The 24,720-nt window shown below is 67.3% G+C and carries 26 protein-coding genes; 20 read left to right on the forward strand and 6 right to left on the reverse strand.

All coding sequences use genetic code 11. The features are described 5' to 3' along the window. Nucleotides 1-7: 7 nt before the first annotated feature. The 4 genes from rsmI to J3E64_RS15970 are packed head-to-tail and all read left to right on the forward strand — an operon-like array spanning nucleotide 8 to nucleotide 2,858. A complete protein-coding gene (rsmI, locus tag J3E64_RS15955) occupies nucleotides 8-850 on the forward strand; it encodes a 16S rRNA (cytidine(1402)-2'-O)-methyltransferase (RefSeq protein WP_253344026.1) in 843 nt (280 codons plus the stop codon). Next, entirely contained in the window at nucleotides 847-1,200 is a 354-nt protein-coding gene (locus tag J3E64_RS15960; protein ID WP_253344027.1) for a YraN family protein, read from the forward strand. Before rsmI ends, J3E64_RS15960 begins: the two co-directional genes overlap by 4 nt. Nucleotides 1,201-1,243: 43 nt before the next feature. Further along, entirely contained in the window at nucleotides 1,244-2,218 is a 975-nt protein-coding gene (gene gshB / locus J3E64_RS15965) for a glutathione synthase (protein ID WP_253344028.1), read from the forward strand. 40 nt (nucleotides 2,219-2,258) lie between these two features. Then, on the forward strand, nucleotides 2,259-2,858 hold the full coding sequence (locus J3E64_RS15970; protein WP_253344029.1) for a DedA family protein: 600 nt from the start codon (nucleotides 2,259-2,261) through the stop codon (nucleotides 2,856-2,858). Nucleotides 2,859-2,862: 4 nt separating this feature from the next. Here the strand turns inward: J3E64_RS15970 and J3E64_RS15975 are convergent, their stop codons facing one another. Further along, on the reverse strand, nucleotides 2,863-3,753 hold the full coding sequence (locus tag J3E64_RS15975; RefSeq protein ID WP_253344030.1) for a tyrosine recombinase XerC: 891 nt from the start codon (nucleotides 3,751-3,753) through the stop codon (nucleotides 2,863-2,865). A gap of 155 nt (nucleotides 3,754-3,908) precedes the next feature. Between J3E64_RS15975 and J3E64_RS15980 the strand changes: the two genes are divergently transcribed. From J3E64_RS15980 to J3E64_RS16010, 7 genes are all read left to right on the forward strand, one after another. After that, nucleotides 3,909-5,156, forward strand: a complete 1,248-nt coding sequence (locus J3E64_RS15980) for a hypothetical protein (protein ID WP_253344031.1) — start codon at nucleotides 3,909-3,911, stop codon at nucleotides 5,154-5,156. Nucleotides 5,157-5,221: 65 nt separating this feature from the next. After that, nucleotides 5,222-6,100 (forward strand): MBL fold metallo-hydrolase, encoded by an 879-nt coding sequence (locus tag J3E64_RS15985; protein WP_253344032.1) that lies wholly within the window; start codon nucleotides 5,222-5,224, stop codon nucleotides 6,098-6,100. Next, nucleotides 6,085-6,804: a DUF4230 domain-containing protein gene (locus J3E64_RS15990; RefSeq protein ID WP_253344033.1), complete on the forward strand. Its 720-nt coding sequence runs from the start codon at nucleotides 6,085-6,087 to the stop codon at nucleotides 6,802-6,804. Before J3E64_RS15985 ends, J3E64_RS15990 begins: the two co-directional genes overlap by 16 nt. A 32-nt stretch (nucleotides 6,805-6,836) precedes the next feature. Then, on the forward strand, nucleotides 6,837-7,826 hold the full coding sequence (gene nadA, locus J3E64_RS15995) for a quinolinate synthase NadA (RefSeq protein ID WP_253344034.1): 990 nt from the start codon (nucleotides 6,837-6,839) through the stop codon (nucleotides 7,824-7,826). A gap of 13 nt (nucleotides 7,827-7,839) precedes the next feature. Then, entirely contained in the window at nucleotides 7,840-9,159 is a 1,320-nt protein-coding gene (locus tag J3E64_RS16000) for a DUF2254 domain-containing protein (protein ID WP_253344035.1), read from the forward strand. Beyond that, nucleotides 9,140-9,991 (forward strand): carboxylating nicotinate-nucleotide diphosphorylase, encoded by an 852-nt coding sequence (nadC, locus tag J3E64_RS16005; protein WP_253344036.1) that lies wholly within the window; start codon nucleotides 9,140-9,142, stop codon nucleotides 9,989-9,991. Before J3E64_RS16000 ends, nadC begins: the two co-directional genes overlap by 20 nt. Continuing rightward, nucleotides 9,984-10,817, forward strand: a complete 834-nt coding sequence (locus J3E64_RS16010) for a ribonuclease T2 (protein ID WP_253344037.1) — start codon at nucleotides 9,984-9,986, stop codon at nucleotides 10,815-10,817. Before nadC ends, J3E64_RS16010 begins: the two co-directional genes overlap by 8 nt. Nucleotides 10,818-10,820: 3 nt before the next feature. Here J3E64_RS16010 and J3E64_RS16015 read toward each other — a convergent pair whose 3' ends face one another. Both J3E64_RS16015 and J3E64_RS16020 read right to left on the reverse strand, forming a co-directional pair. Next, nucleotides 10,821-11,243, reverse strand: coding sequence for a DUF4112 domain-containing protein (locus J3E64_RS16015; RefSeq protein WP_253344038.1), 423 nt, complete (start codon nucleotides 11,241-11,243; stop codon nucleotides 10,821-10,823). Nucleotides 11,244-11,264: 21 nt separating this feature from the next. Continuing rightward, complete coding sequence (locus tag J3E64_RS16020) at nucleotides 11,265-12,689, reverse strand: ABC transporter substrate-binding protein (RefSeq protein WP_253344164.1); 1,425 nt, start codon at nucleotides 12,687-12,689, stop codon at nucleotides 11,265-11,267. 215 nt (nucleotides 12,690-12,904) lie between these two features. Between J3E64_RS16020 and J3E64_RS16025 the strand changes: the two genes are divergently transcribed. Both J3E64_RS16025 and J3E64_RS16030 read left to right on the forward strand, forming a co-directional pair. Further along, nucleotides 12,905-14,299, forward strand: a complete 1,395-nt coding sequence (locus tag J3E64_RS16025) for an OprO/OprP family phosphate-selective porin (RefSeq protein WP_253344039.1) — start codon at nucleotides 12,905-12,907, stop codon at nucleotides 14,297-14,299. A 74-nt stretch (nucleotides 14,300-14,373) separates the two neighbouring features. Continuing rightward, nucleotides 14,374-14,838 (forward strand): hypothetical protein, encoded by a 465-nt coding sequence (locus tag J3E64_RS16030; RefSeq protein ID WP_253344040.1) that lies wholly within the window; start codon nucleotides 14,374-14,376, stop codon nucleotides 14,836-14,838. A gap of 108 nt (nucleotides 14,839-14,946) precedes the next feature. Here J3E64_RS16030 and rplL read toward each other — a convergent pair whose 3' ends face one another. Together rplL and rplJ are read right to left on the reverse strand one after the other, a co-directional pair. Beyond that, nucleotides 14,947-15,324 carry a 50S ribosomal protein L7/L12 gene (gene rplL, locus J3E64_RS16035; RefSeq protein ID WP_009820791.1) on the reverse strand — a complete coding sequence of 126 codons (378 nt, stop codon included), beginning with the start codon at nucleotides 15,322-15,324 and terminating at the stop codon, nucleotides 14,947-14,949. Between the two features lie 69 nt (nucleotides 15,325-15,393). Continuing rightward, the gene (gene rplJ / locus J3E64_RS16040; RefSeq protein ID WP_253344041.1) at nucleotides 15,394-15,909 is read right to left on the reverse strand and encodes a 50S ribosomal protein L10; all 516 of its coding nucleotides are present in this window, start codon (nucleotides 15,907-15,909) and stop codon (nucleotides 15,394-15,396) included. Between the two features lie 405 nt (nucleotides 15,910-16,314). Between rplJ and J3E64_RS16045 the strand changes: the two genes are divergently transcribed. From J3E64_RS16045 to cobA, 5 genes are all read left to right on the forward strand, one after another. Beyond that, nucleotides 16,315-16,896: an ANTAR domain-containing response regulator gene (locus tag J3E64_RS16045; RefSeq protein WP_253344042.1), complete on the forward strand. Its 582-nt coding sequence runs from the start codon at nucleotides 16,315-16,317 to the stop codon at nucleotides 16,894-16,896. Further along, on the forward strand, nucleotides 16,893-18,101 hold the full coding sequence (locus J3E64_RS16050) for an ABC transporter substrate-binding protein (protein WP_253344043.1): 1,209 nt from the start codon (nucleotides 16,893-16,895) through the stop codon (nucleotides 18,099-18,101). The genes J3E64_RS16045 and J3E64_RS16050 overlap by 4 nt, the downstream gene beginning before the upstream one ends. Nucleotides 18,102-18,340: 239 nt before the next feature. Then, on the forward strand, nucleotides 18,341-18,760 hold the full coding sequence (gene nirD, locus J3E64_RS16055; RefSeq protein WP_253344044.1) for a nitrite reductase small subunit NirD: 420 nt from the start codon (nucleotides 18,341-18,343) through the stop codon (nucleotides 18,758-18,760). Next, nucleotides 18,760-21,369, forward strand: a complete 2,610-nt coding sequence (locus tag J3E64_RS16060; RefSeq protein WP_253344045.1) for a nitrate reductase — start codon at nucleotides 18,760-18,762, stop codon at nucleotides 21,367-21,369. The genes nirD and J3E64_RS16060 overlap by 1 nt, the downstream gene beginning before the upstream one ends. Then, entirely contained in the window at nucleotides 21,356-22,150 is a 795-nt protein-coding gene (gene cobA, locus J3E64_RS16065; protein WP_253344046.1) for a uroporphyrinogen-III C-methyltransferase, read from the forward strand. Before J3E64_RS16060 ends, cobA begins: the two co-directional genes overlap by 14 nt. A gap of 19 nt (nucleotides 22,151-22,169) precedes the next feature. Here the strand turns inward: cobA and J3E64_RS16070 are convergent, their stop codons facing one another. Then, nucleotides 22,170-23,165: a LacI family DNA-binding transcriptional regulator gene (locus J3E64_RS16070; RefSeq protein WP_253344047.1), complete on the reverse strand. Its 996-nt coding sequence runs from the start codon at nucleotides 23,163-23,165 to the stop codon at nucleotides 22,170-22,172. A gap of 88 nt (nucleotides 23,166-23,253) precedes the next feature. Here J3E64_RS16070 and J3E64_RS16075 point away from each other — a divergent pair, with 88 nt between their 5' ends. Together J3E64_RS16075 and J3E64_RS16080 are read left to right on the forward strand one after the other, a co-directional pair. Continuing rightward, the gene (locus J3E64_RS16075) at nucleotides 23,254-23,478 is read left to right on the forward strand and encodes a DUF4169 family protein (RefSeq protein ID WP_253344048.1); all 225 of its coding nucleotides are present in this window, start codon (nucleotides 23,254-23,256) and stop codon (nucleotides 23,476-23,478) included. Nucleotides 23,479-23,614: 136 nt separating this feature from the next. Beyond that, nucleotides 23,615-24,598 (forward strand): hypothetical protein, encoded by a 984-nt coding sequence (locus tag J3E64_RS16080; RefSeq protein ID WP_253344049.1) that lies wholly within the window; start codon nucleotides 23,615-23,617, stop codon nucleotides 24,596-24,598. The last annotated feature ends 122 nt before the right edge of the window (nucleotides 24,599-24,720 follow it).

Genomic DNA, 24,720 nt, shown 5'->3' on the forward strand with positions numbered 1-24,720 from the left:
CGTCCTTATGGAAACTCGAAATTCAGGGCTTGAACCCGGGCTTTATATCGTGGCTGGCCCGATCGGCAACCTTGGAGACCTTACGCCGCGCGCGGCCGAGGTCCTGCGGCAGGCCGATGTGGTCGCCGTGGAAGATACACGGGTGAGCGCAAGGTTGCTGCGTCATGCCGGATCGGACCGGCCGATGGTCCCCTATCACGACCATAGCGCCGACCATGTGCGGGCGCGTCTGGTCGAGCGGATGGCGGGCGAATCGGTCGCGCTGCTGTCCGACGCGGGCACGCCGTTGATTTCCGACCCGGGGTACAAGCTGGTGCGCGACGCGCGCGCGGCGGGACGGACGGTGACGACCCTGCCGGGCCCCAGCGCGGCGATCGCGGCGCTGACGCTGTCGGGCCTGCCGACCGACCGGTTCCTGTTCATGGGGTTCCTGCCTGCAAAGGCGAAGGCGCGCGGCGATGCGCTGGACGAGGTGGCGGCGCTGCGGGCCACGCTGGTCTTTTACGAAAGCGGGCCGCGCCTGTCCGCTTCGCTGGCCGCGATGGCGACGCATCTGGGCAACCGGGAAGCCGCGGTCAGCCGGGAGATCAGCAAGGCGTTCGAGGAAACGGCGACGGGCACGCTGACGGACCTGTCCGCCCGTTATGCCGATGCACCGCCCAAGGGAGAGATCGTCGTGACCGTCGGTCCGCCGGGCGAAGCGCCGCCGGCCAGCGCCGAGGATGCGGACGCCGCGCTGGTGGAAGCGATGACGCGCCTGCCCGTGTCGAAGGCGGCGGGCGAGGTGGCGAAGAAGCTGGGGCTGGATCGTCGCACCCTGTACGACCGGGCGATGGAACTGAAAGGGTGAAGCGGCAGGCGGCCGAGCGGCGCGGACGGCAGGCCGAACGCATCGCCGCCTGGTGGCTGCGGCTGAAGGGATGGCGGATCGTCGGCCGCCGCCTGCGCACCCCGGCGGGCGAGGTCGACCTGGTCGCCCGGCGCGGCGCGATGCTGGCATTCGTCGAGGTGAAAGCCCGGGGGAGCGCCATGGAACTGGACGACGCGATCGATGAAAGGCGCCTTGCGCGGGTCGCGGCGGCGGCGGAAATCCTGTGGCACGAGCTGGCCCGGCCCGGCGACGACATGCGAATCGACGTCATCCTCCTTGCGCCGGGCCACCCGCCACGCCATCTGGCGAACGTCTGGCACGGGGGGTGACCGCTTGCCCGGCTTCCCAAGGCGCGAGTGAAAGGGTTTCTCGATGACGCAACTCAATCCCCTGACCGTCGCGGTGCAGATGGACCCGATGGAAGGGATCAAGATCGCCGGCGATTCGACCTTTCATATCATGCTGGCGGGACAGGCGCGGGGGCATAGCCTCTACCATTATCTGGCGCCCGACCTGACCTACCGCGACGGCCGGGTTCTGGCGAAGGCGCGGCCGGTGCGGGTGCAGAAGGTGGCAGGCGACCATTTCGCCTTCGGCGAGCCGGAAATGCTGGACCTGGGCCGCGACGTCGATGTCGTGCTGATGCGGCAGGACCCGCCGTTCGACCTCAGCTACATCACGGCAACCCACCTGCTGGAGCGGGTGCGGGAGGAGACGCTGGTGGTGAACGACCCGGCGAGCGTGCGCGACGCGCCTGAAAAGCTGTTCGTGCTCGATTATGCGCGCTTCATGCCGCCGACGATGATCACGCGCGACCTGGCGCAGGTGCGCAGCTTCCTGGCCGCCCATGGCGAGATCGTGGTGAAGCCGCTTTACGGCAATGCGGGCAATGCCGTCTTTCATGTCGGGCAGTCCGGCGCAAATCTGTCCGCGCTGGTGGAACTGTTCAACGCGTCCTGGGTCGAGCCTTTCATGGTTCAGGCCTTCATCCCCGGCGTCGCCGAAGGCGACAAGCGCATCGTGCTGGTCGACGGTGAGGTGGCGGGCGCGGTCAACCGCATTCCGGGCAAGGGGGAGATACGGTCGAACCTGGCCGTGGGCGGTTCGGCGGCGAAGACCGAATTGACGGAGAAGGAACGCGAGATCTGCGCGGCGCTCGGCCCCGAACTCAAGGCGCGCGGGCTGCTGTTCGTGGGGATCGACGTGATCGGCGGCGAATGGCTGACCGAAATCAACGTCACGTCGCCGACGGGCATCGTGTCGATCGACGCGTTCGACGGCACGGATACGGGTGGCATGATCTGGGATGCGATCGACGCGCGCCTGGCCGACCGCGCATCGGCCTGAACCGCATGACCGTCAAACCGCCATCGTGCCGGCATAACGCATGACCCAATGGGTGCTGCACCTGATAGACGCGGGCGGTTATTGGGGCATCGGCCTGCTGATGGTGCTGGAAAACGTCTTTCCGCCGATCCCGTCCGAACTGATCATGGGGATCGGCGGCATCCGTGTCGGGCAGGGGCGGATGGCGATGGAATGGCTGTTGCTGGCCGGCACCATCGGCACGACCATCGGCAATTATTTCTGGTATCTGGTCGGCCATGTCCTCGGTTTCAGGCGGCTGAGGCCGCTGGTCGACCGTTATGGCCGCTGGGCGACGCTGGAATGGCGCGATGTCGAGATGCTGGACCGGCTGTTCGGCAAATATGGCCAGATCGTCGTGTTCGTCTTTCGCTTCCTGCCCGCCTTCCGCACCATGATCTCGCTGCCTGCCGGGCTGTTCCGCATGGGCCATGTCCGCTTCCTCTTCTGGACCGCGGGCGGGGCGCTGATCTGGAACATCATCCTGGCCTATGCCGGCTATGTGCTGGGCCGCAATTTCCAGGATATCGACCGCTATCTGGGTCCGGTGGCGACTCTGTGCGTCGTCGGCGCGGTGCTGTTGTACCTTTGGCGACTGGCCACGTGGCGGCCGCGGGGCTGACGCTTCAGGCGCGGGGATGGGCGTTGCGGTAGATGTCGAGCAGGTGCGCGGCATCGACCTGCGTATAGACCTGGGTCGAGGACAGGCTGGCATGGCCCAGCAGTTCCTGAAGGCTGCGCAGGTCCGCGCCCCGGCCCAGCAGATGCGTCGCGAAACTGTGGCGGAGCGCATGCGGCGTCGTCCGGTCCGACAGGCCCAGCCGCCCGCGCGCGCCCTGCACCGCGCGCCGGATGAGGGCGGGCGAGAGCGGCCCGCCGCGTGCCCCCCGGAACAGAGGTTCGCCACGGCAGATCGGGTAGGGGCACTGGTCGACATAGGCGGCGATGGCGTCGCGCACCTGCGGCAGCAGCGGCACGATGCGGGTCTTGCCGCGCTTGCCGGTGACGCGCAGCGTGTCGCCCATCGGCAGCATGTCGCCCTGCAGGCCCATCGCCTCGCCAATGCGAAGGCCCGCGCCATAAAGCAGCAGCAGTACCGCCCAGTCGCGTGCGCCGATCCAGCCTTCGCGGGCGGTTTCGGCAATGTCCCCCGCCAGCGCTATCGCTTCGTCGGGGGAGATGGGGCGGGGCAGGCCGCGCTTGACGCGGGGCCCCTTCAACTGCGGCACCCGCGCGTCCTCGCCGCCCACGAATTTCAGGAAGCCGCGCACGGCCGAAAGTTCGCGCGCGGCCGACAGGTTGCCGATGCCGTCCATCCGTCGCGCGGTCAGGAAGGCGCGAAGGTCGGCCTGTTCCAGCCGGGCGAGCGCGGCGGCGCTGAAAGCTTGGCCCAGATGCTGTTCCAGAAAGGCGACCAGCCGCTCGGCGGTGGCGACATAGGCCCGGACCGTGTGGACCGACCGGCGCCGGTCGAGCGCCAGATGCTGGCGCCAGCGTTCTGGAAGGGATGCGGACATGCGGGCAACCTACGGGAGGACGACGGCAAAGGGAACGGGCAAGCACGCGGCCCGTCCGATATGGCTGCGCCAATTTCCCTGCGGCCGGAAACGGAATTTCAAGGACACGCGGGCAGAAGGACGTGGTGAATCCGTCCGTTACCGAGAGCATGCCGATGCCATTCCCGTCCGATTCCATGGCCGCGCCCGGCAGAGCCGGATCAGGCGAGGGCGCCGCACGGGGCGTGCCGATCCCGGCGCTGCTGGTCGTGGGCGCGTTCGCACTGGTCGTGGCGGCGGTGATGCTGACCATGCCCTTTCCCAGCACGATCGACGAACTGCCGCACTTTTCCGTCATCCGCAGCCAGTGGGAGCATCCCGCGCTGTTCCCCGACTGGAGCCGGTATCGCATCCTGAGCTATGACGACATCCGCCAATGGTCGGCCCAGTCCAACTATATAAACCATCCATCGCTTTATTATCTGCTGTTCGCCCCGCTGATGGCGGTGACCTACGATCCGACGGTCTTCCGGTTCGTCAACCTGCTGCTGTGCACCGGCGCCCTGGCGTTCGTCGTGGCCGCCGTGACGCGCCGCGTCGATGCACGCACCGCGTCGCCGGCCATATTCGCCATCATCGCCGCCAGCTTCCCCAAGGCGGCGTTGGTCGGCGGCATGGTCAACAACGACAATCTGGCGGCGCTGGCGGGCGCGGCGCTGTTCGCGGGGGTGCTGGGCATTCCGGGCGCCGCCTGGTGGATATGCGCCGGGCTGATGGTCGCGGGGTGGACGAAGCTGACCGCATTCCTGGCCCTGTCGGCGGTCGCGGTCGTGTGGACCGGCCTGGAGGTGATGGAGAAGCGTATCACCTGGCGGGACCGGATGGTCCTGCTGGTGGCGGTCGGCCTGCTGCTGGGGGCGCTGCCCTATGTCGTGACGCTGCTGCGCACAGGCCATGTCCTGTGGGTCAATATATCGGTATGGCGCGTGCCACCCGCCGATCGCCCGCAACTCGACCTGATCGAGTTCACGGTGCGTTTCCTGCGGGCGATGGTCTGGAAATGGCCCGCGGCCGAAGCGGTCTATCCCTTCTGGCTGGCGCTGGCGGGGCTGGCGAGCCCGCTGTTGCTGGCGGTGCCGGCCGTGCGCGATCCGCGCCTGCGGACGCTGACGCTTGCCTATGGCGCCGCGCTGGTCGGCCTGTTCGCGCTGCACTGGATGTTCGGGTGGCAAAGCTACCGGACGCTGGGCGACCTGTCCGTCATGCAGACGCGCTATTATAATATCCTGTGGCCGGGCATCGCGCTGGCCGCCGCGTCGACCGTCGGCCGCGTCATGCGATGGCGGCCGATGGCGGGATGGCTGCTGATGATCCTGTGCCTGTCGCCGACAATGCTGGGTGGCCTGTTCTACATGGCGTTGTGAGCCGTGGCGCGGCGCCGCGTGCGTCGCGGCCTTGAAATCCGCGCCGAAATGGGCACATGGGACGGATGGCAAGCCCCCAAGACCCGGCGGACATGCCGACCGGAAGGATGATGCAACTCAGCCCGCTGGTCGCGCGCGTGCTGGCGCCCAATCCGTCGCCCTTCACCTATACGGGGACGCAGACCTATCTGGTCGGCACTGGGACGCTGGCCGTGATCGATCCCGGCCCGGACGATCCCGACCATCTGGCCGCACTGATGGCGGCCGTGGACGGTCGCCCTGTGCTGGCGATCCTGTGTACCCATACCCATCGCGACCATAGTCCGGCCGCCCGGCCGCTGGGCGTCATGACCGGGGCGCCGGTGATCGGCTGTGCGCCCCTGACTCTGGACGATGACGGCCCCCGCGCGGATGCCGCCTTCGACGCGGACTACCGGCCCGACCGCATCCTGACGGACGCGGAGCAGGTGGCGGGACCGGACTGGACGCTGGAGGCCGTCGCCACGCCGGGGCACACGTCCAATCATCTGTGTTTCGCCCTGCCGCAGGAGCGGGCGCTGTTCACCGGCGACCATGTCATGGGCTGGTCGACCAGCGTCATATCGCCGCCGGACGGCGACATGTCCGCCTATATGCGATCCATGCAACGCCTGGCCGACCGGGACGATGTGATTTACTATCCGGCGCACGGCGATCCGGTCGAAAGTCCGCAGCGGCTGGTGCGCGGGATGATGGGCCATCGCAAGCAGCGCGAAGGGCAGATAGTGCGCTTTCTGCGGCGCCACGGCGACAGCGCCATCCCCGACATGGTGGCCGCGATGTACAAGGGCGTCGACCCGCGCCTGTACCCCGCTGCCGGTCGGTCGGTGCTGGCGCATCTGATCGACCTCGACGGGCGGGGCGTGGCCGCGCCGGCGGGGGACGGGCGATGGCGGATAGTCTGAGACGATATGCCGGGCCGGTCGTCGGCGCGATCCTGATCCTGCTCGCCGGGGTGGCGATGCTGGTCGGATGGCAGCGCTATGATCGCGACTATGTCGTGGCGGTGGAGGATGACGGATCGGCGGTGACGAAGATCATCGCCGAACGGATCGCTGGCGACGCCAGCCTGCGCGTGTCGCAGCTCAACGGCACGATCCAGTCCACCGCCCAGGATGTGCGCGCTTTCGGGCTGCTGAAGTCCGACCAGGTGGTGAAGATGCCCTTTTCGGTCGACTATTTCCTGGACATGCGCGGCATCGATGCCGGCGATCTGGAATGGAACGGCCAGACCCGCACGCTGATCGTCAATGCGCCGGACGTGACGCCGGGCAAGCCCAATGTCGACGAAAGCCGCCGCACGCTGGTGCGGACCAACGGGCTGTTCGTCACCCGGCAGGCCGGCGAGGAGCTGAGCCGCCGCGTGTCCGCCCATGCGCAGGCGCGCGCCGAATCCGCCGCCAGATCGCCCGAGCGTATGGCGCAGGCGCGCGACTATGGGCGGGCGGCGCTCGCCAGGGTGATGGCCGCGCCGCTGGGCGCGATGGGCTATGCCGACGCGCGGGTGATCGTCACTTTCCCGCCGGAACGCGCCGCCCGCAGCAAGGACCGCTGGGACGTCACCACCCCGATCAACGAGGTGCTGGCCAACAAGCGGCAGGCGCGGTAGGGCGCGGGCAAGAGGACCGAGGAGTCACAGGCATGAACGCAATCACCGGAATCCCCCAGGGCACCGACCTGCGCGCGGAAATCGACCGCCTGCGCAAGGAGCGCAACGCCGTCATCCTAGGCCATTATTACCAGAAGCCCGAAATTCAGGACCTGTCCGATTTCGTCGGCGACAGCCTGGAACTGTCGCGCAAGGCGGCGGAGACGGACGCCGACGTCATCGCCTTTTGCGGCGTGCGTTTCATGGCCGAAACGGCCAAGATCCTGTCGCCGGAGAAGATCGTCGTGCTGCCGGACATGGACGCGGGCTGTTCGCTGGAGGACAGTTGCCCGCCCGCCCAGTTCAAGGCATTCCGCGAGGCGCATCCCGATCATATCGCGTTGAGCTACATCAACTGTTCGGCCGAGGTGAAGGCGCTGAGCGACATCATCGTGACCAGTTCCTCCGCCGAAAAGATCCTGGCGCAGATCCCCCGCGAGCAGAAGATCATCTTCGGCCCCGACAAGCATCTGGGCGGCTATCTGAAGCGCAAACTGGGCCGGGACATGCTGCTGTGGCCGGGCGTGTGCATCGTGCACGAGGCGTTCAGCGAGACGGAACTGCTCAAGCTGAAGGCCCAGCATCCCGACGCACCGATCGCCGCGCATCCCGAATGCCCGCCCTATATCGTCGATCATGCCGATTATGTCGGTTCGACCAGCGGCATCCTGGAATTTTCCAAGACGATGCCGGGCGACACGCTGATCGTCGCGACCGAGCCGCACATCATCCACCAGATGCGCAAGGCGGTACCGGACAAGAATTTCATCGGTGCGCCCGGTGCGGACGGCAACTGCAATTGCAACATCTGCCCCTATATGGCGCTCAACACGATGGAGAAGCTGTATCTCGCCCTGCGCGACCTCCAGCCCCGGATCGAGATGGACGAAGAATTGCGCGTCGCCGCGAAGAGGAGCCTGGACCGGATGCTGGAAATGGCCAGCGGCACGGTGGGACGGGGCGACGTCGGCCCGCGTGTCTGAGGGCTGATCCGGCATGGTCGCCCGGCTCCGCGCGCTCTGGCAGGGGACGAGGGCCAGCTACTGGTTCTATCCCGCGCTTTTCACGCTGCTGGCGGCCGTGCTGGCGATCGTCACCGTCTGGCTGGACGGTCACGGCGCGGCGGACTGGCTGACGGGGCATCAATGGGTGGAACGGGCGCGGCCGGAGGGCGCGCGCAATGTCCTGAACGTCATATCCGGATCCATGATCGGGGTGGCATCCACCGTCTTTTCGATCACCATCGCGGCCGTCGTCTACGCGTCGGGCAGCTACGGCCCGCGCCTATTGGCGAATTTCATGGAGGATCGGGGCAACCAGCTTTCGCTGGCCACCTTCATCGCCACTTTTGTCTATGCCGTGATGGTCCTGCGGGTCGTGCGCGACGCCTATGAAACGTCCGGCGACGCGGGGTTCGTGCCGCAGCTCTCGCTGTTGATCGCGACATCGCTGATGGGCCTGTCCATCGCGGTGCTGGTCTATTTCCTCAACCATGTCCCGGCCTCCATCCGGATCAACGCGGTGCTGGAAGGCATCGGGTCGCGGCTCGTGCACGCGGTAAGGGACCGGTTTCCCGACGATTGCCGCCAGGATGCCGAGGGCGATCCGCCGCAGGGCGCGCCGGTCAGCGCCACCGCCACCGGCTATATCCAGATCATCGATTTTTCGGGGCTCGACCGGATCGCGCGCGATGCGGGATGCCGCATCGAGCTGCGGTTGCGGCCGGGCGATTTCGTACATCCCGATGTCGTGCTGCTGGCAGTGGTCGGCGCACGGCCGGACGAGGCGATGGCGGAGCGGCTGCGCGACTGTTTTTCGTGCGGCGCGATGCGGTCGCCCGCGCAGGACATCGAATTCCTGATCGACGAACTGGTCGAGATCGCGCTGCGGGCACTGTCACCGGGCATCAACGATCCGTTCACGGCCGTGACCGCAATGCACTGGCTCGGCGCGGCCACTGCGGAAATCGGCCAGCGCGACCTGCGCGGCGGCCCCGACCGGGGCGATTATGACTGGAACCGCGTCGTGCCGCTGCCGGACGATTTCGATCATTTCGTCCGGCGCGGCTTCGGCGGCATCCGTCCGGCGGCCGCGACCAGCCCGATTGCCGCCGCCCAGTTCCTTGACTGCCTGATGGGCGCCGCATCGACCCTGACCCTGCACGCGCGCCGGGCGCGTCTGCGACAGGAAGGGGCGTTGCTGATCGAGCAGGCCCGCATCGACCTGGCAGGGCCATCGCTCCACGAACTGGAAGCGCGCTATTGCGATTTCGCGCGAGCCATGAAAGACGGCACCCATGAACGGCTTTTATCTTGACGGCTTCGATCTCGATGCCTTTGTGGCAGCGACCCTGGCGGAGGATATGGGACCGGACGGTCGCGACGTCACCAGCGAGGCGGTGATCCCCGCCGATGCGATATTCGAAGGGGTGATGGACAGCCGCGATGCGGTGACGCTTGCCGGCCTGCCGATCGCCGTCGCCTTCTTCCGCGCGCTGGACCCCGATGCGCGGATCGAGCAGTTGCATCAGGATGGCGACCGGGTCGCGGCGGGCACCGACCTGCTGCGCGTCCGGGGCCGGGCCCGCGCGATGCTGACGGCCGAGCGATCCGCGCTCAACACGGTACAGCACCTGACCGGCATCGCGACGATGACCCGCGCCTATGTCGACGCGATCATGGGCACCGGCGCGACATTGCTGGACACGCGCAAGACCTTGCCGGGGCTGCGGGTGCTGGAGAAATATGCGACGCGCATGGGCGGCGCGACCAATCATCGCATGGGCCTGTGGGATGCGGCGATGATCAAGGATAATCATGTCGCCGTCGCCGGATCGGTCGAGGAGGCGGTGCGTCGCGCCGCGGCGGCGGGGATCGCGCGCATCATCGTGGAGGTAGACCGGGTCGACCAGATCGAACCCGCGCTGGCGGCGGGCGCCACCCATTTGCTGCTCGACAACATGGACGCGCCGACCCTGCGCGGCGCGGTGACGCTGGTAGGCGGGCGCGTGCCGACCGAGGCGTCGGGCGGCGTCACGCTGGAAACGATCCGCTCCAAGGCGGAAACCGGGGTCACTTATATCAGCGTGGGCCGGCTGACCCAGTCGGCGCCGGCCGCCGATATCGGGCTGGATTTCGCCTATGCCTAGGGTGCTGATCGCCCTGCTGCTGTTGCTTGCGCCCGCGCCCGCTCTCGCCCAGGCGGCGCAGTGCCGGATTCCCGGCCGGATCGAGCAGCCGAAGGCGGAAGGACCCACGGCGAAGGAACCAAAGCGCCTGCTGCCGATCGGCGGCTATACGCTGGCGCTCAGCTGGACGCCGCAATATTGCTCGACCGCGCGCGACCGTGGCAGCTTTCAGTGCGGCGGGCGCGGCGGCAAGTTCGGTTTCACCCTGCACGGCCTGTGGCCCGACGGACAGGGCAAGGACTGGCCGCAATATTGCCGCAAGGCCGACATCCTGCCGGACGCGGTGATCCGCGCAAATCTCTGCGCGACGCCGTCGCCGCAGCTGATCCAGCATGAATGGGCCAAGCACGGCACCTGCATGACCACGAAGCCGGACCTGTATTTCAACCTGTCCCGCGCCTTCTACCAGTTGATTCGCTACCCCGACATGGCGGCGCTCGCGCGCAACCGGAAACTGACGGTCGGGCAGTTCGCCGATGCGTTCGCGCGTGCGAACAAGGGGCTGAAGGCGGACATGATCCGGGTCACGACCGTCCGTGGCAACTGGTTGTCGGAAATATGGCTGTGCATGGACCGGGCGATGGAATTCACCCGTTGTCCGTCGCATCAGGGCGGGGCACCGACCATCAGCTACCTGAGGATAGAGCCCGGACCGATCATCGCCAATCCGCGCCTGCCATCGGCAAGGCCGCCCGCCAAGGCAGGCGCCCGGCCCGCGCGTCGGCCCGAACTGATCCTGGACCTCGATCCCAAGGTGCAACCGCTCACCAACGGGACCGGCGGTTAGCGGTCAATTGTCGATCGTCACGGTCGATGGATGATGCCGGTCGAGATGACGGCGGATGATCCGCAGATTCTTCGTGTTGGATTTGTAGAGGAAATCGAACAGGTCGCCCGCAAAGGGGATCGCGCCCACCAGCGTGTCCACGCCCACATTGGCGGCCATGCGGGTAAGTTGCCATTTCGACATGCCCAGATTGCGGGCTTCCCACACGATCCACGCGCCCATGGTCGCGGTCGCGATATCGCCGACGATGGGGATGAGGCCGATGAGGCTGTCCAGCCCGACGCGGCGCTGCGTGCCGGGGATGACGAACAGCCCTTCCAGCAGCTGTTCCATGGCCTCGATCCGCCGGCGCACGGATGCGGGATCGCGTCCGAACCCGGGTAGGTCGCGCGTCAACTGATCAAACCGATCCTGCGAAATCGCCATGTCTGTCATCTCCTTGCCCCCTTAATTGGGGGGGCGGAACAGACGGTTCAATGGGTGGCGCGCGCGCGCCGAAGGGGCAAAGCCGGTCAGGCGCCGCGATACCAGCGACCAGCGGATCGGCGCGCCCAGTGCGATATAGCCATTATGGCCCTGCATCAGCGCCTCGGCCAGCGCGATGCGCGCATCGCGGTCCTGCGCATTGCTGGCAAGGCTCGCTTCCTGAAGGGCGCTGTCTGCCGCGTCGCTGCAATGGACCTTGCGGGCGCAGCCGATGCGCCCGAGATACCAGAGCACGCTGTCATAGGGCGCGACCTCGTCGATCAGGCGCAAGTCGGCGCTCCGGTCGTCGACTGCGACGCGTCGGGCGTCGAGGCCGATCATCGCCAAGTCCCGCCGCAGCAGACCGAACAGCAGCGTCGCCCCCGGTCCGTCGGGCAGGGCGATGCGCAACGGGGACGGTGTGCCGTTATCGGCTGTCCAGCGGGTGACGGTGGCGCTGGCACGCGCCCGGCGTTCGGCCATCGTCAACAGCGCCCATGCCGGCGGCGTGGGCGGGCGCGACAGGTCGAGTTGTGCCGGCACGATCTGTTCGGTCGTCGCCCAGCCGCCCAGCGGGAACAGGGCGGGCAGTTCGGTCCGGTCGATCGCCATATTGATCGCCGCGCGGACATTGTCGTCGTCCAGCAGTTTCCCCTGACCGACGACGGCCAGTCCCATCAGGCCCTGAACCGGATCGACCTGCACCGACCCCCGGTCGATCCCGGCCGAAACCAGCAGCGGCAGATCCGCGAATCGGCCGCCCAGCATCAGCGCTGCCTGCGCTTCGCGGAAGCGGATGACGGCGAGCGCCGCTCGCTCCGCGCGCACGACGCGCAACTGGTCGGCGGGTATGGGTTCTTCCGCCCCTTCGTCATCGCCGGTCGTCCGGTCGATCGGCGTCAGCAACAGGGAATGACCCCGCGATCGGCTGCGATAGGGGCCTGTCCCGCCTTCGCTGGACAACAGGCCCAGTTGCGGTTGCGCCAGCATTTGCAGCAGGTAGGGACGCGCCGCGGCGAGCCGGATCTCGATCACCTCGCCCGTCATCGACAGGACCGCTTGCACGGCGTCGAGCGGGCCGTCGGGGTCGAGCCGGCGCAACGCCACGATCCGCGCCATCAGCAGCCGCGCGACGTCGGGCGCCGTCACCCGCCGGCCATCGGCCCAGAAGGCGCGGCGAAGGCGGAAAATATAGCTGCGGCCGTCATCTTCCACGATCCAGCGCTGGGCGAGGGCGGGAATGATGTCGCCGCTGGCGTTGAAGCCGACCAGCCCCTGCGCGGTGCTTTCCAGCATCAGCTTGGCCGCGGGCGCGCCCGGGCTGGCAAGCGGCTTCGCCAACTGATCCCTGTCCCCCGCGACGCTGACGACCACCGGTCCGCTCCCTTCGCGCGAGCACCCCGCCATCGTCGTGGCAAGGGCAAGGCCGGCGGCGAAAACAAGGCAGCGGCGGAAACGGGGCGGAGAGGAGGCAGTGCGCATCACGAGACAGACTTAGCCCGTGATCGCTACGGCGCCAACCGCGATTGCCCGCGCACCGATTGTCACGAAACAGAAATAATAACTACGCGTGAATGTAACAAAAAATTCATAACGGCGTCGCCAACCGGGAAGGGAAATCGATGACGTTTCGAAAGATATTGGCGACCGGCACCGCGCTGGCCCTGATGATGCCTATGACCGCCGCCGCCCAGGCGATGAGCGCCGAAGAAGCCGAGGCGATGCGCGCGCAGCTCGCCGCGCTCAAGGCCCAGGTCGATCGCCTGGAGGCGCGGCTGAACAGCGATGCCGCCACGCAGCAGCAGCAGGCCGCCCTGGCCGCGGCCGCTCCGGCCCCTGCGCCGCAGGTGGCGGCCAAGCCCGCCAGCGAAACCGTCATCGGATGGAAGGGCGGTCCGGTCTTCACCAAGGGCGCGGCCAGTTTTCACGTCAAGGGCCGCATACAGTATGACGCCGGCCTTTTGATGGCGCCCGATGGCGTGGACGACCGCGCCAAGGGCTATTCCAACGAACTGCGGCGACTGCGCCTGGGCGGAGAAGGGCAGCTTGGCGGCGGCTTCGGCTACAAGCTGGAACTGGAACTGTCGGACAACAGCGTCGATCTGGTCGATACCTACATCACTTATGAAAAGGGCAAATGGCTGGTCACGCTGGGCAACCAGAACGCCTTTCAGTCGCTGGACGAACTGATCAGCGACACGGCGGGGTCGGTGATGGAACGCGCGGCCTTCACCGACGCGTTCGGATTCGAACGGCGGCTGGGCCTTTCGGCCCAATATCGTTCGGGCATCCTGCTGGCGCAGGCCGGCATCTTTTCGGACAGCGCCGATTCGCTGATGAACAGTTCGGACGGTGCCAATGGCGGCGACGAGAATAACAGCTACGGCGTCGACGGCCGCATCGTGCTGGCGCCCAAAATGGGCAAGACGCAACTGCATTTCGGCCTGTCGGGCCACTGGCGCGACTTCCAGCGCCTGTCCAGTGTGGCGCAGCGCTATCGGCAGCGGCCGTTCATCCATACGGTCAACAGCCGCTTCCTCGCGACGCCGGGCGTCGCGGGCGACGGCGAGAGCCATTATGGCGCCGAATTCGCCGGCGTGCGTGGCCCGCTGTGGTGGGCGGGCGAGGCGCACTGGCTGCGCGTATCGCGGCCCGGCGTGGGCGACCCGACCTTCTTCGGCGGCTATGGTGAGGTCGGTTATGTCCTGACCGGCGAGACGCGCAGTTACAAGAACGGCATTTTCGGCACGGTGAAGCCGGATCGTCCCGTGGGCAGCGGCGGCTGGGGCGCGTTGCAGGCTACGTTGCGCTACGACTATCTGGACCTTAACGATAAGGACATCGTCGGCGGCACGCAAAAGGGCGTGATCGCGGCGCTGGTCTGGACGCCGATCGATTATCTGCGCTTCAACGTCAACTACGCCCATATGGATTATACCGATGCGGCGATCCTGGCCGGTGGCAAGAGCGACTATGGCGTCGACGTGATCGGATGGCGCGCGGAACTGGATTTCTGATCCACGAAATCAGGATTTGACCGACCGGGGTCTTCCCTGCCTTATGCGACGACACATGGCAGGGGAGACGGAAAATGAAGAGATGCGCAGTGACGGTCGCGGCCGCGCTGTCGATGAGTGCGGTCCAGGCCGGCGCGCAGGCGCCCACGGATGCCGCCATCCAGGCCCAGGCGCAGGCGCTGGGCGAATGCATGGTCCTCAAATCCACCGGCGCCGACCGGCTGACGGTCGCGCGCTGGTTCCTGACGGCGGTCGCTTCGGCGCCGCAGGCGGCCGGCGTCGCGACCCTGACGCCGGGTAAGAAGGAGGAATTCGACAAGGGCATGGCCGCGATCTTCACGCGGCTGATGACGGTCGATTGCGCCGATCAGGCGCGCCCGCTGTTCAAGGCGCGCGACCAGGCGGGTTTCCGCATCGCGGGCGAGGCGCTGGGGCGCGTCGCCATGGAGGAACTGCTCAACAATCCGCAGGCCAGCGCCGCGCTGGGCGCCTATACCCGCTATTTGCGACAGGAGGATTTCAAGGCCGTCCTGCCCTGACCCGCGCGGACATGAAAAAGGCGGCATCCTGAACGGTGCCGCCCTTTCCTGTCCGGCCCGAGCCGGATCGGTCCGCCCCGCAGCCAAGGGCCGCGGGGCGAGCGCCGATTACTTCAGCTCGACGGTCGCGCCGGCTTCTTCCAGCTGCTTCTTCAGCTTTTCGGCTTCTTCCTTGTTCACGCCTTCCTTGACGGCCTTCGGCGCGCCTTCGACCAGCGCCTTGGCTTCGGTCAGACCCAGGCCGGTGATGGCGCGGACTTCCTTGATGACGTTGATCTTCTTGCCACCGTCGCCGGTCAGGACGACGTCGAATTCGTCCTTCACTTCTTCAGCGGCAGCGGCCGGGGCGCCAGCGGCGGGGCCAGCGACGGCAACGGCTGCGGCGGCCGAAACGCCCCACTTTTCTTCCAGAGCCTTGGACAGCTCAGCGGCTTCGAGAACGGTGAGGGCCGAAAGCTGATCGACCAGAGCGTTGATGTCTGCCATTTTTCAATTTCCTTGTTTGGGGCGATGCGCCCCGTCAGATTTGGGTCAAAAACCGGAGGGTTACGGCGTTCAGGCCGCTTCCTTCTCCGCATAAGCGTTGAAGACACGCGCGAGCTGCGCGGCCGGCGCCTGGGTGACGGTTGCGAGCTTGGTAGCCGGGGCGACGATAAGGCCGACCAGCTTGGCGCGCAGTTCATCCAGCGACGGCATCGATGCGAGCGCCTTGACGCCCTCCGCATCGAGCAGCACTTCGCCCATCGCGCCGCCAACGATCTCAAGCTTGTCGTTGGTCTTGGCGAAATCGATCGCAACCTTGGCGGCGGCGACCGGATCGGCCGAGGTGGCAAGGCCGACCGGACCGGTGAGCAGGTCGCTCAGGCCGGTATAGGCGGTGCCATCAAGGGCGATGCGGGCGAGGCGGTTCTTCGTAACCTTGTACGAGGCGCCGGCTTCGCGCATTTTCTGGCGCAGGACAGTCGACTGGGCGACGGTCATGCCGAGGTTGCGGGTCACGACGACCACGCCAACGTCTGCCAGCTCTGCGTTCAGCGCGGAAACGACCTCAGCTTTCTGATTACGATCCATGCCATTACTCCACTTCATGTCCGGCCGGTCATGACGACCGGACGGACGGCTAAAACCCGCAGGCCGGTTGCGGCGCGCGGGGCACTAAGTCCGAAGGGGAGAGAGCGACTGGCCCGTACCCCGGTAAGGAAACAGGCAGACCCGAAGCAGGCGCGAGGCCCGGTTCGGCTAAGAGCTTTTCCCCGTCTAGGCTGGACATTAAGAAGGGCATATTCCCTTCACCAACTGTCTCGGACGGAAGGTCGCCGGCATCGCTGCCGTGACCTGCTGGCGGCCCCATACAGAGTCCGGCCTGCGCTGTCACGCGGAATCTGGCGGTGCAAAGCGCCCGGGGCGCACGCTTGGCTCTTGACCCGGCCCCGTCATTCGCCGACCTGCGGAAATGATGCATCGAAGTTTCCCCGCATGAGAATCGTCATCATCGACGATAGCGGACTGCGCGCGACGGTCCTGGAGGAAGGACTGCGCGACGCAGGCTATGACGATATTCACATCGTTCCCCCTCGCGGCGCCTTCGTCGCTCGGCTGGAGCGCATGGCGCCCGACGTGGTGCTGATGGACCTGGGCAGTCCCAGCCGCGACACGCTGGAGGAAATGCTGACCGTCAGCCGCGCGCTTGCCCGCCCGATAGCGATGTTCGTCGATCAGTCCGACGACAGCATGATCGGAGCGGCGATCGACGCGGGCGTATCCGCCTATGTCGTCGACGGACTGCGCAAGGAACGGGTGAAGCCCGTGCTGGAGCTGGCGGTGCGCCGATTCAACGCTTTTTCGAAGATTCAGGCGGAACTGGACGAGGCGCGCACGGCTTTGTCCGACCGGAAGGTCATCGACCGCGCCAAGTCGATCCTGATCGCCCAGCGTAACCTGACGGAGCAGGAGGCCTATGCGCTGTTGCGGTCGAGCGCGATGAATCAGGGCAGGAAGATCGTGGAGGTGGCGCAGGCGCTGATCACCGCGAGCGACCTGCTGGGAGGGGGAATATGACCACCAATCTGAAGATCGCCTTCCTGCCGCTCAACGACGCCGCCGTCCTGGTGGCTGCACGCGAACGGGGATTTGCCGAGGAAGAAGGACTGAGCCTGGACCTGGTGCGCACGACAAGCTGGGCCACATTGCGCGACCGGCTGGTGTTCGGGCAGGTCGACGCCGCGCACATGCTTGCGCCGCTTGCGATCGCGGTGACGCTGGGGCTGAGCCAGCAGCCCGCCGCGCTCGCCGCGCCGTACAAGCTGGGCGTCAACGGTAATATGCTGGTCATGGCGACCGGCTTCGCCAAGGCGCTGGAGCCCGATGCGGTCGCGCGCCTGGCCGATCCGCTGGGCACTGCGCACGATTTCGCGGCGGCGATCGGCCTGTGGCGCCGCAAGCCGGTCATCGGCGTCGTCCACCGCTTTTCCAGCCATGCGATCATGTTGCGCTATTGGCTGGCAAGCGCCGGGGTCGATCCGGACAAGGATGTCGTGCTGCGCGTGCTGCCGCCGTCGCTGACGGTGGAGGCGATGCGCGCAGGGGAAATTGACGGGTTCATCGCCGGGGAGCCATGGGGCAGCGCGGCGGTGGAAGCGGGGCTGGCCGAAGCGGTGGCGATCGGCGAACGCATCTGGCAGCGCGGCGTCGAGAAGGTGCTGGCCTTTCGAGAAAGCTGGCTGGAGGAGAATCCCGATACGACCGACCGGCTGTTGCGCGCCCTGGCGCGGGCTGCCGCCTGGTGCGACGATCCGGCCCATCATGCCGCGCTGGCCGACCTGCTGGCCGACCGCCACTATGTCGACCAGCCTGCTGACCTGATCCAGCGGGCCCTGGTCGGTCAGATCGTGGCGTGCGCGGGCGAACCGCCGATCGCCAGTTCCGATTTCATGCTTTTCAGCCGGGAAGCCACGCCCTTTCCCTGGCGCAGCCAGGCGCTCTGGATCTATTCGCAACTGGTCCGCTGGAACATGGTGGAACAGGATGCGGGCATTGCGACGCGGGCCGGAGCGGTGTTCCGGCCGGACATTTATCGCCGTGCGTTCGCCGACAGCGACGTGCCGATGCCCGGCGCAAGCATGAAGGTGGAAGGCGCGCTAGGTACGCCGTTGACCGTCGGATCGCGGCGCGGCGGCCTGACGCTCGGGCCGGATCGCTTCTTCGACGGCCGGGTGTTCGATCCGGAGCGGATCGGGGAGTATCTGTCCGGCTTCGCGCGCTGACCGTGCCTTTTGCACCAGGGGCCGGGGCGGTCGGCGGGTCCGTCACGGAATCGCTTGAGCAGGCGGGCGATTCGGATTATGGTGCAGTGCAAGAGACAAGGTTGTCTCCTTTTTCATAGCTGAGTCGATCCACAGGCGGACCGGCGCGGCGCACATGATGGCAAGGCCGCCATCCAGACTATCGGGTTTCGACCCCGGCAGTCCGGATGGCGGCCTTTTTCTGTTCCGGAGACGCAGGCATGGATTTTCAGGTCAGGGACGAATGCGGGCGGCATGAGGCGGCCGGGCAGGCCGCGCCCGCCGACGTTGAATACGCGCATCGGGATGCGCACTGGATCGACATCGGGACGCTGGCCGATATTCCCCGGCGCGGCGCCCGCACGGTGCGGATCGCCCGCGAAAAGGAAATCGCCATATTCCGCACCGGCGACGACCATGTGTTCGCGCTGGTCAACGAATGCCCGCACAAGAAGGGGCCGCTGAGCCAGGGCATCGTCCATGGCCACAGCGTCGCATGCCCGCTGCACAACTGGACCATCGCACTGGATACGGGCGAGGCGCAGGGCGCCGACCATGGCTGCACGCCGACCATCGCCGTCCGCCGCGATGGAGACCGTATCCTGATCGCGCAGCCGCGCGCCCGGAAGGCGGCCGCCTGATGACGCAGGCGATCCGCACCACCTGCGCCTATTGCGGTGTCGGCTGCGGGATTGCGGCGACGCCTACCGGCGCGCGCTCCGTGGAGATAAGGGGAGACGAGGCGCATCCGGCCAATGGCGGCCGCCTCTGTTCGAAGGGCACGCATCTGGGCGAGACGGTCGGCCTGACGGGCCGGCTGCTGCATCCGATGATCGGCACGCGACGGACCGGCTGGGACGAGGCATTGGGCCTGGTCGCATCCCGTTTCCGCGAGACGATCGACCGCCACGGCCCCGACAGCGTGGCCTTCTATGTGTCCGGCCAGTTGATGACCGAGGATTATTACGTCGCCAACAAGCTGATGAAGGGCTTTATCGGATCGGCGAACATCGACACCAACTCGCGCCTGTGCATGTCGAGCGCGGTGGCGGGGCACAACCGGGCGTTCGGCGAGGATGTGGTGCCGGCCACCTATGGCGACCTGGAGGAAGCGGACCTGATCGTGCTGGTCGGCTCCAACACGGCCTGGTGCCATCCCATCGTCTATCAGCGCATCCAGGCGGCGCGGGCTGCACGGGGCACGAAGCTGGTCGTCATCGATCCGCGGCGCACGGAAACCTGCGAGGGCGCCGACATGCATCTGGCGATCAAGCCCGGCACCGACGTGGCGCTGATGAACGGCCTGCTGGCATGGTGCCACGCCACCTGTACGATCGACCGGACATTCCTGCGCGACCATGTCAGCGCGCCCGACGGGTTCTGGGACCATATTCTCACCGGCCACGACGTCAGGACGATTGCCGCCGTTTGCGACGTCGCGCCTGCGCTGCTGGAGCAATTCTACACGCTGTTCGCCGGAACGCCGCGAACCGTCACGATGTTCAGCCAGGGCATTAACCAGTCGATCCGCGGCACCGACCAGGTGAACGCGATCATCAACGTCCATCTGGCCACCGGGCGCATCGGCAAGCCCGGTGCCGCGCCTTTCTCCATAACCGGACAGCCCAATGCGATGGGCGGCCGGGAAGTCGGGGGGCTGGCGTCCACACTGGCGGCGCACATGGATTTCGCTCCCGACAATGTGGCGCGGGTCGGCCGTTTCTGGGCTGCGCCCGCCATGGCGACCGAGCCGGGCCTGAAGGCCGTCGACATGTTCCGGGCGGTGGAGGACGGACGTATCAAGGCATTGTGGGTGATGGCGACCAATCCAGCGGTTTCCATGCCCGATGCAGGCGCGGTGCGCGCCGCGCTGGCGGCGTGCCCGTTCGTCGTCGTGTCGGACATCATCGCGGACACCGACACCGGCCTGCACGCCCATGTTCGCCTGCCCGCCGCCGGGTGGGGGGAAAAGGACGGCACGGTCACCAATTCGGACCGGACCGTCAGTCGCCAGCGCCCCTTCCTGGCGCTGCCCGGCGAGGCCATGCCGGACTGGTGGATCGTCAAGGAGATCGCCGCCCGCATGGGTTGGGGACCGGCCTTCGCCTTTGACGGACCGGCCGACATTTGGCGGGAACATGCGCGCCTGACCGCCTATCAGAATGACGGTGCCCGGTTGCTGGACCTGCGGGCCCACGCCGCCATCGGCAATGAGGCCTATGACGCGATGGCGCCCTTCAGCTGGGGCGGGACGCCGTTCGCCGACGGCCGGTTTCCCACTCCCGACGGCCGCGCCCGCCTGGTGCCGACGCATCAGATGGCGCTTGAGCCGCAGACCCGGGACTGGCCGTTGACGCTCAATACCGGGCGCTACCGCGACCAGTGGCATACGATGACGCGCACGGGCCTGGCCCCCAAGCTTGCGCGGCATCGCGAGGAACCGCTGGTGGACATCCACCCGCGCGACGCTGAGGCACTGAATCTGTCGGACCGGGACCTTGCCCGCGTCCGTACACCACAGGGCGACACTATGTTCCGCGTATCGGTGAGCGAGGGGCAGCGCGTCGGGGAAATCTTCACGCCGATCCACTGGACCGATCAGGTCAGCAGCGGTGGCCGCACCGGGCTGCTGCCGCGCCCGCTGGTCGATCCGCATTCGGGCCAGCCCGGTTTCAAGTCCACGCCGGCCAGGGTCGAAAAGGTCGAGACGGAATGGCGCGGCTTCCTGATCCTGCGCGGGCAGGAGCCGGTGCGGCCGCCATGCCTGTGGTCCACCCGCGTCGCCGTACCGGGGGGAACGCTGTACGAGGTCGCCGGGAATGGCGATCCGGCGCGGCTGGAGGCGCTGCTTCCGCAAGGCGAGCGGGCCGAGGCGGTGGACGCGAGCCGCGGCACGCGCCGCGTGGCGATCATCCGCGACGGCCGTCTGTCCGGCGTGCTGTTCGTCACCCGGTCCGGACAACTTCCCGCGCGCGACTGGCTGATCGCCCAGCTGGAGGCGGAAGGCGTGGGCGGCGCCGTGCTCGCGGCGCGGGGACCGGGCAACCAGCCGGACAAGGGCGCGATCATCTGCGTCTGTTTCGATGTCGGCCTGAACCAGATCGTGGCCGCCGTTCGCGACCAGCGGCTGGTGGACGTGGCGGCCATTGGCAAGGCGCTTGGCGCCGGCACAAATTGCGGGTCCTGCCGCCCCGCGCTCGCCAATATTCTGGCCCAGACCCCGCAGGAGATACTTCATGCAGCCGAATGAACAGATCGTGCCCGGTCATGTCTGGCTGGTGGGTGCAGGGCCGGGCGACCCCGACCTCCTGACCCGCAAGGCGGAACGGCTGATCGCGGCCGCCGACATCGTGTTTCATGACGCGCTGGTGGGGCCGGGCGTGCTGGACCTCATCCCGCAGGGGATCGAGCGCGTCGGCGTGGGCAAGCGATCGGGTCGCCACTCGAAGGCGCAGGACAATATCAACGACCTGTTGCTTGCGGCGGCGAGGGCGGGGCGCCGCGTCGTGCGGCTGAAAGGCGGCGATCCGTCCATCTTCGGGCGTTCCGCGGAAGAAATGGCGCATCTGGCGGCCGGTGGCATTCCGGTCCACATCTGCCCGGGTGTCACGACGGCAAGCGCCGCGGCGGCGAGCGGTCATGCTTCCCTGACCCTGCGGGGCGTGGCGCGCGGGGTGACGTTGATCACCGCACATCTGCGGGCGGGCGAACCGCTGGCGCTGGACTGGGACGTGCTGGCGCGTCCGGGCGGGACGCTGGGCATCTATATGGGCCGCGCGGCGGCGGGCGAGATCGCCCGCAACCTGATCGCCGCCGGCCGCGATCCGGATACGCCGGTGATGGTGGCTGTCAATGTGTCGTTGCCGGAGGAACGGCTGATCCGTGGCCGGCTGTCTGCACTGGCCTTTCTGGTGCGGACGATCAGCGACAATGAACCGACGCTGTTGCTGGTGGGCGAAGCGGTGGCGGCGGGTGGTGAGCAGCAGGGGGACCCACATATCGTGACGGCTCCGCGCGCCTGCGTCCGATAGGCGCGCGGCGCGCCGGTCGTCAGCGGGATTTGCGCGGAGATCCCGAACTGTCGCGTTCGACGAGCGTGAACTGGAATTCCGGTGCCTCGGCCGATCCGTCGACCAGCCCGTCGATGACCGCCCGGCCCATATCCTCCAGCGGCTGACGCACGGTGGTGAGCGGCGGCCAGGCGGTCAGGCTGGCGGACGTGTCGTCGAACCCCGTTACCGAGAGATCTTCGGGCACCCGCAGTCCGACCCGGTGTGCGAAGGTCAGGAGGCCCATCGCCATTTCATCGTTGGTGGCGAAAATCGCACTGGGCGGGTCGCTCAGGTTCATCAGCGCCTCCCCGGCGGTGATGCCGGAGGCGAAATCGAACCTGCCCGTCACGAACAGCGCGTCGTCGGTCGCAAGACCGGCCGCCGCCAGTCCTTCGCGAAATCCCTTCACGCGCAACGTCGCGGCCATGTGGCCCGGGGGCGGGGTGATGACACCGATGCGCCGGTGACCCAGCCCGATCAGATGGTCGGCCATCATCCGTCCGGCCGCCCGTTCGGGCGTGTGGATGGTAAAGGCCTTCGCAGCCATAGACCCTGCGATGCGCGCGCAGGGCAAACGCATTTCCTCGAGGCGGGCGAGCAGTTCTTCGTCGTCGGCCAGCGGCGGAACCAGCAGGACCCCGTCGGGCCGCAGGGCCGCGACGAGCCGGTCCAGCACGTCGAACCGCTCCGCGCCTTCGGGCGAGATCGGCTCCACCACCAGATGGTAGCCGCGTTCCCGGCATCGCCAGGCGGCGCCGATCTGGATCCGGCTGACATAGCCGGGCGCCGGATTATTGTAGAGAAACGCGATCATATAGGAGCGCCCACCGGCCAGGCGGCGCGCCGACTGATTGGGTCGATACCCCAGCTGGTCGATCGCCGCCTGCACCCGCGCACGCAGTTCGTCGCGAACATTGGGCGCCTTGTTGACGACGCGGGAGACGGTCTTGATCGAGACCTGCGCGAGCGCGGCCACGTCGTGGATACTGGTCATGTGAGATTCGCGATCAGATACAATGGCGCCGTCCTTTCATCGCGCGGTGCCCTTGGCAAGGGGCGATATGCCGCCGTATGAAGAAGCGATGGGTGACGTGATCAATCTTCGCCAGGCGCGCAAGGCCCGGGCCCGCGCGGAAAAGGCGGAGCAGGCGGTATCGAATCGTGTCCGGTTCGGTCGGACCAAGGCGCAGCGTCTGGCCGAGGCAGCCGAAGACAAGCGTACAAAAGATGCCTTGGAAAGAACATTTCGCGAGGACCGTCAAAACAAACGCGACGATAATCAAGTCAAGAATAACCCGGACCAATGATTGCGTAAATATGCCATTCATCTGGAAGATGAACGCCTGTTAATTTACACCGTCTTGTCGATAAATCGCCTCCGTTCGCCGTTAATTTGCGTCGGCGACGGATGCGTTCTGCCGAATGGGGCGTTGATGTTCGGCTATGACTGGACATATACTCCCAATCCGCCCCGCCAGGGCCGCGATCGCCGCTGTTCTGGCATTCAGTGCAACGCCCTTGCTCGCGCAGACGGCAGCGCCGCCGGTTGTGCCGACCATCGTTCCGCCGGTTCAGGCGGTAACGCCTGCGCCTGTGACGACCGCACCGGATACCGCAGTGTTCGCTCCGAGTGCGCCGGTCGTGCAGGCAACGCCGCCTGTGGAGGAGCGGATCGCTGCTGCGCGTGCCGCGGCCGAAGCGGAAACGCCACGGGCGGTAGCGCCTGATCGTTCCGCGACGGCGCCGCGCGCCGGGCGGAGTTCGACGGCATCGACAAGTGCCCGAACCACGGCACCGGCCACCCGGGCGCCTGAAACCCAGGCTGCTGCGCCCGCTTCGTCGGCGATGCCCGCGCCAGCCGCGGTTGAGGCCCCGGCCCAAGCCCCGATTGCGGAACAGTCCGTACCGGCCGAGCCTGCTGCACCCGCGCCCGTCGCGAATGATACCGTCAATGATACCGCGGGCGACAATGCCCTGCTATGGGCGCTGGGTGGCGGTGCCCTGCTGTTGATGGGCATCGGCGGCGCGGCGCTGGCCCGACGTCGTCGGCCGGAGCGCGATGCGGTTGTGACAACGGCGGAGCCCGTCGCGGTGGCCGATCCCTATCCCGTCGCGCCCGCGCCCGTGATGGACCGTGCGCCGGCACGTCCGGCCATGGCGGCCGCGCCGGTCGGGGAAAACGGATCGCTCGCGGCGATGGTGGCTGCGCCGCCCAGCGCGGAAAACCCGTTCCGCACCCGCAAGAACCGCATGCGCCGCGCCCGCTGGCTGATCGCGCAGCGCGACGATGCGGCTGCCCCTGCCACGCCGCCCCAGACCTTTCATGCGGAACCGGTCCCCGCATCGGCGGCGGATCGCAGCCAGACCGTCTACAGCTTTGGTCGGCAGGACGCGCGCAAGCCGATATTCCGTCCGCGCACGACCTGAAGCGGCGGCGATTGAGACCATGGGCAGGTGCCACGGCATCCTGCCCATGGTCATGTCCGGTTGCGCTTTGGCGGCGTGACTGATACCGGGCGCGCGGTTCATTTCCGCGCCGTTCCAGCCAA

It is taken from the genome of Sphingobium sp. OAS761 (assembly GCF_024168485.1).
Taxonomy (GTDB): domain Bacteria; phylum Pseudomonadota; class Alphaproteobacteria; order Sphingomonadales; family Sphingomonadaceae; genus Sphingobium.

Excerpts from the sequence above, each read along its gene's own strand:
- rsmI (WP_253344026.1), top strand. The coding sequence starts at position 8 with ATGGAAACTCGAAATTCAGGGCTTGAACCCGGGCTTTATATCGTGGCT.
- gshB (WP_253344028.1), top strand. The coding sequence starts at position 1,244 with ATGACGCAACTCAATCCCCTGACCGTCGCGGTGCAGATGGACCCGATG.
- J3E64_RS15970 (WP_253344029.1), top strand. The coding sequence starts at position 2,259 with ATGACCCAATGGGTGCTGCACCTGATAGACGCGGGCGGTTATTGGGGC.
- J3E64_RS15975 (WP_253344030.1), bottom strand. The coding sequence starts at position 3,753 with ATGTCCGCATCCCTTCCAGAACGCTGGCGCCAGCATCTGGCGCTCGAC.
- J3E64_RS15980 (WP_253344031.1), top strand. The coding sequence starts at position 3,909 with ATGCCATTCCCGTCCGATTCCATGGCCGCGCCCGGCAGAGCCGGATCA.
- J3E64_RS15985 (WP_253344032.1), top strand. The coding sequence starts at position 5,222 with ATGGCAAGCCCCCAAGACCCGGCGGACATGCCGACCGGAAGGATGATG.
- J3E64_RS15990 (WP_253344033.1), top strand. The coding sequence starts at position 6,085 with ATGGCGGATAGTCTGAGACGATATGCCGGGCCGGTCGTCGGCGCGATC.
- nadA (WP_253344034.1), top strand. The coding sequence starts at position 6,837 with ATGAACGCAATCACCGGAATCCCCCAGGGCACCGACCTGCGCGCGGAA.
- J3E64_RS16000 (WP_253344035.1), top strand. The coding sequence starts at position 7,840 with ATGGTCGCCCGGCTCCGCGCGCTCTGGCAGGGGACGAGGGCCAGCTAC.
- nadC (WP_253344036.1), top strand. The coding sequence starts at position 9,140 with ATGAACGGCTTTTATCTTGACGGCTTCGATCTCGATGCCTTTGTGGCA.
- J3E64_RS16010 (WP_253344037.1), top strand. The coding sequence starts at position 9,984 with ATGCCTAGGGTGCTGATCGCCCTGCTGCTGTTGCTTGCGCCCGCGCCC.
- J3E64_RS16015 (WP_253344038.1), bottom strand. The coding sequence starts at position 11,243 with ATGGCGATTTCGCAGGATCGGTTTGATCAGTTGACGCGCGACCTACCC.
- J3E64_RS16020 (WP_253344164.1), bottom strand. The coding sequence starts at position 12,689 with ATGGCGGGGTGCTCGCGCGAAGGGAGCGGACCGGTGGTCGTCAGCGTC.
- J3E64_RS16025 (WP_253344039.1), top strand. The coding sequence starts at position 12,905 with ATGACGTTTCGAAAGATATTGGCGACCGGCACCGCGCTGGCCCTGATG.
- J3E64_RS16030 (WP_253344040.1), top strand. The coding sequence starts at position 14,374 with ATGAAGAGATGCGCAGTGACGGTCGCGGCCGCGCTGTCGATGAGTGCG.
- rplL (WP_009820791.1), bottom strand. The coding sequence starts at position 15,324 with ATGGCAGACATCAACGCTCTGGTCGATCAGCTTTCGGCCCTCACCGTT.
- rplJ (WP_253344041.1), bottom strand. The coding sequence starts at position 15,909 with ATGGATCGTAATCAGAAAGCTGAGGTCGTTTCCGCGCTGAACGCAGAG.
- J3E64_RS16045 (WP_253344042.1), top strand. The coding sequence starts at position 16,315 with ATGAGAATCGTCATCATCGACGATAGCGGACTGCGCGCGACGGTCCTG.
- J3E64_RS16050 (WP_253344043.1), top strand. The coding sequence starts at position 16,893 with ATGACCACCAATCTGAAGATCGCCTTCCTGCCGCTCAACGACGCCGCC.
- nirD (WP_253344044.1), top strand. The coding sequence starts at position 18,341 with ATGGATTTTCAGGTCAGGGACGAATGCGGGCGGCATGAGGCGGCCGGG.
- J3E64_RS16060 (WP_253344045.1), top strand. The coding sequence starts at position 18,760 with ATGACGCAGGCGATCCGCACCACCTGCGCCTATTGCGGTGTCGGCTGC.
- cobA (WP_253344046.1), top strand. The coding sequence starts at position 21,356 with ATGCAGCCGAATGAACAGATCGTGCCCGGTCATGTCTGGCTGGTGGGT.
- J3E64_RS16070 (WP_253344047.1), bottom strand. The coding sequence starts at position 23,165 with ATGACCAGTATCCACGACGTGGCCGCGCTCGCGCAGGTCTCGATCAAG.
- J3E64_RS16075 (WP_253344048.1), top strand. The coding sequence starts at position 23,254 with ATGGGTGACGTGATCAATCTTCGCCAGGCGCGCAAGGCCCGGGCCCGC.
- J3E64_RS16080 (WP_253344049.1), top strand. The coding sequence starts at position 23,615 with ATGACTGGACATATACTCCCAATCCGCCCCGCCAGGGCCGCGATCGCC.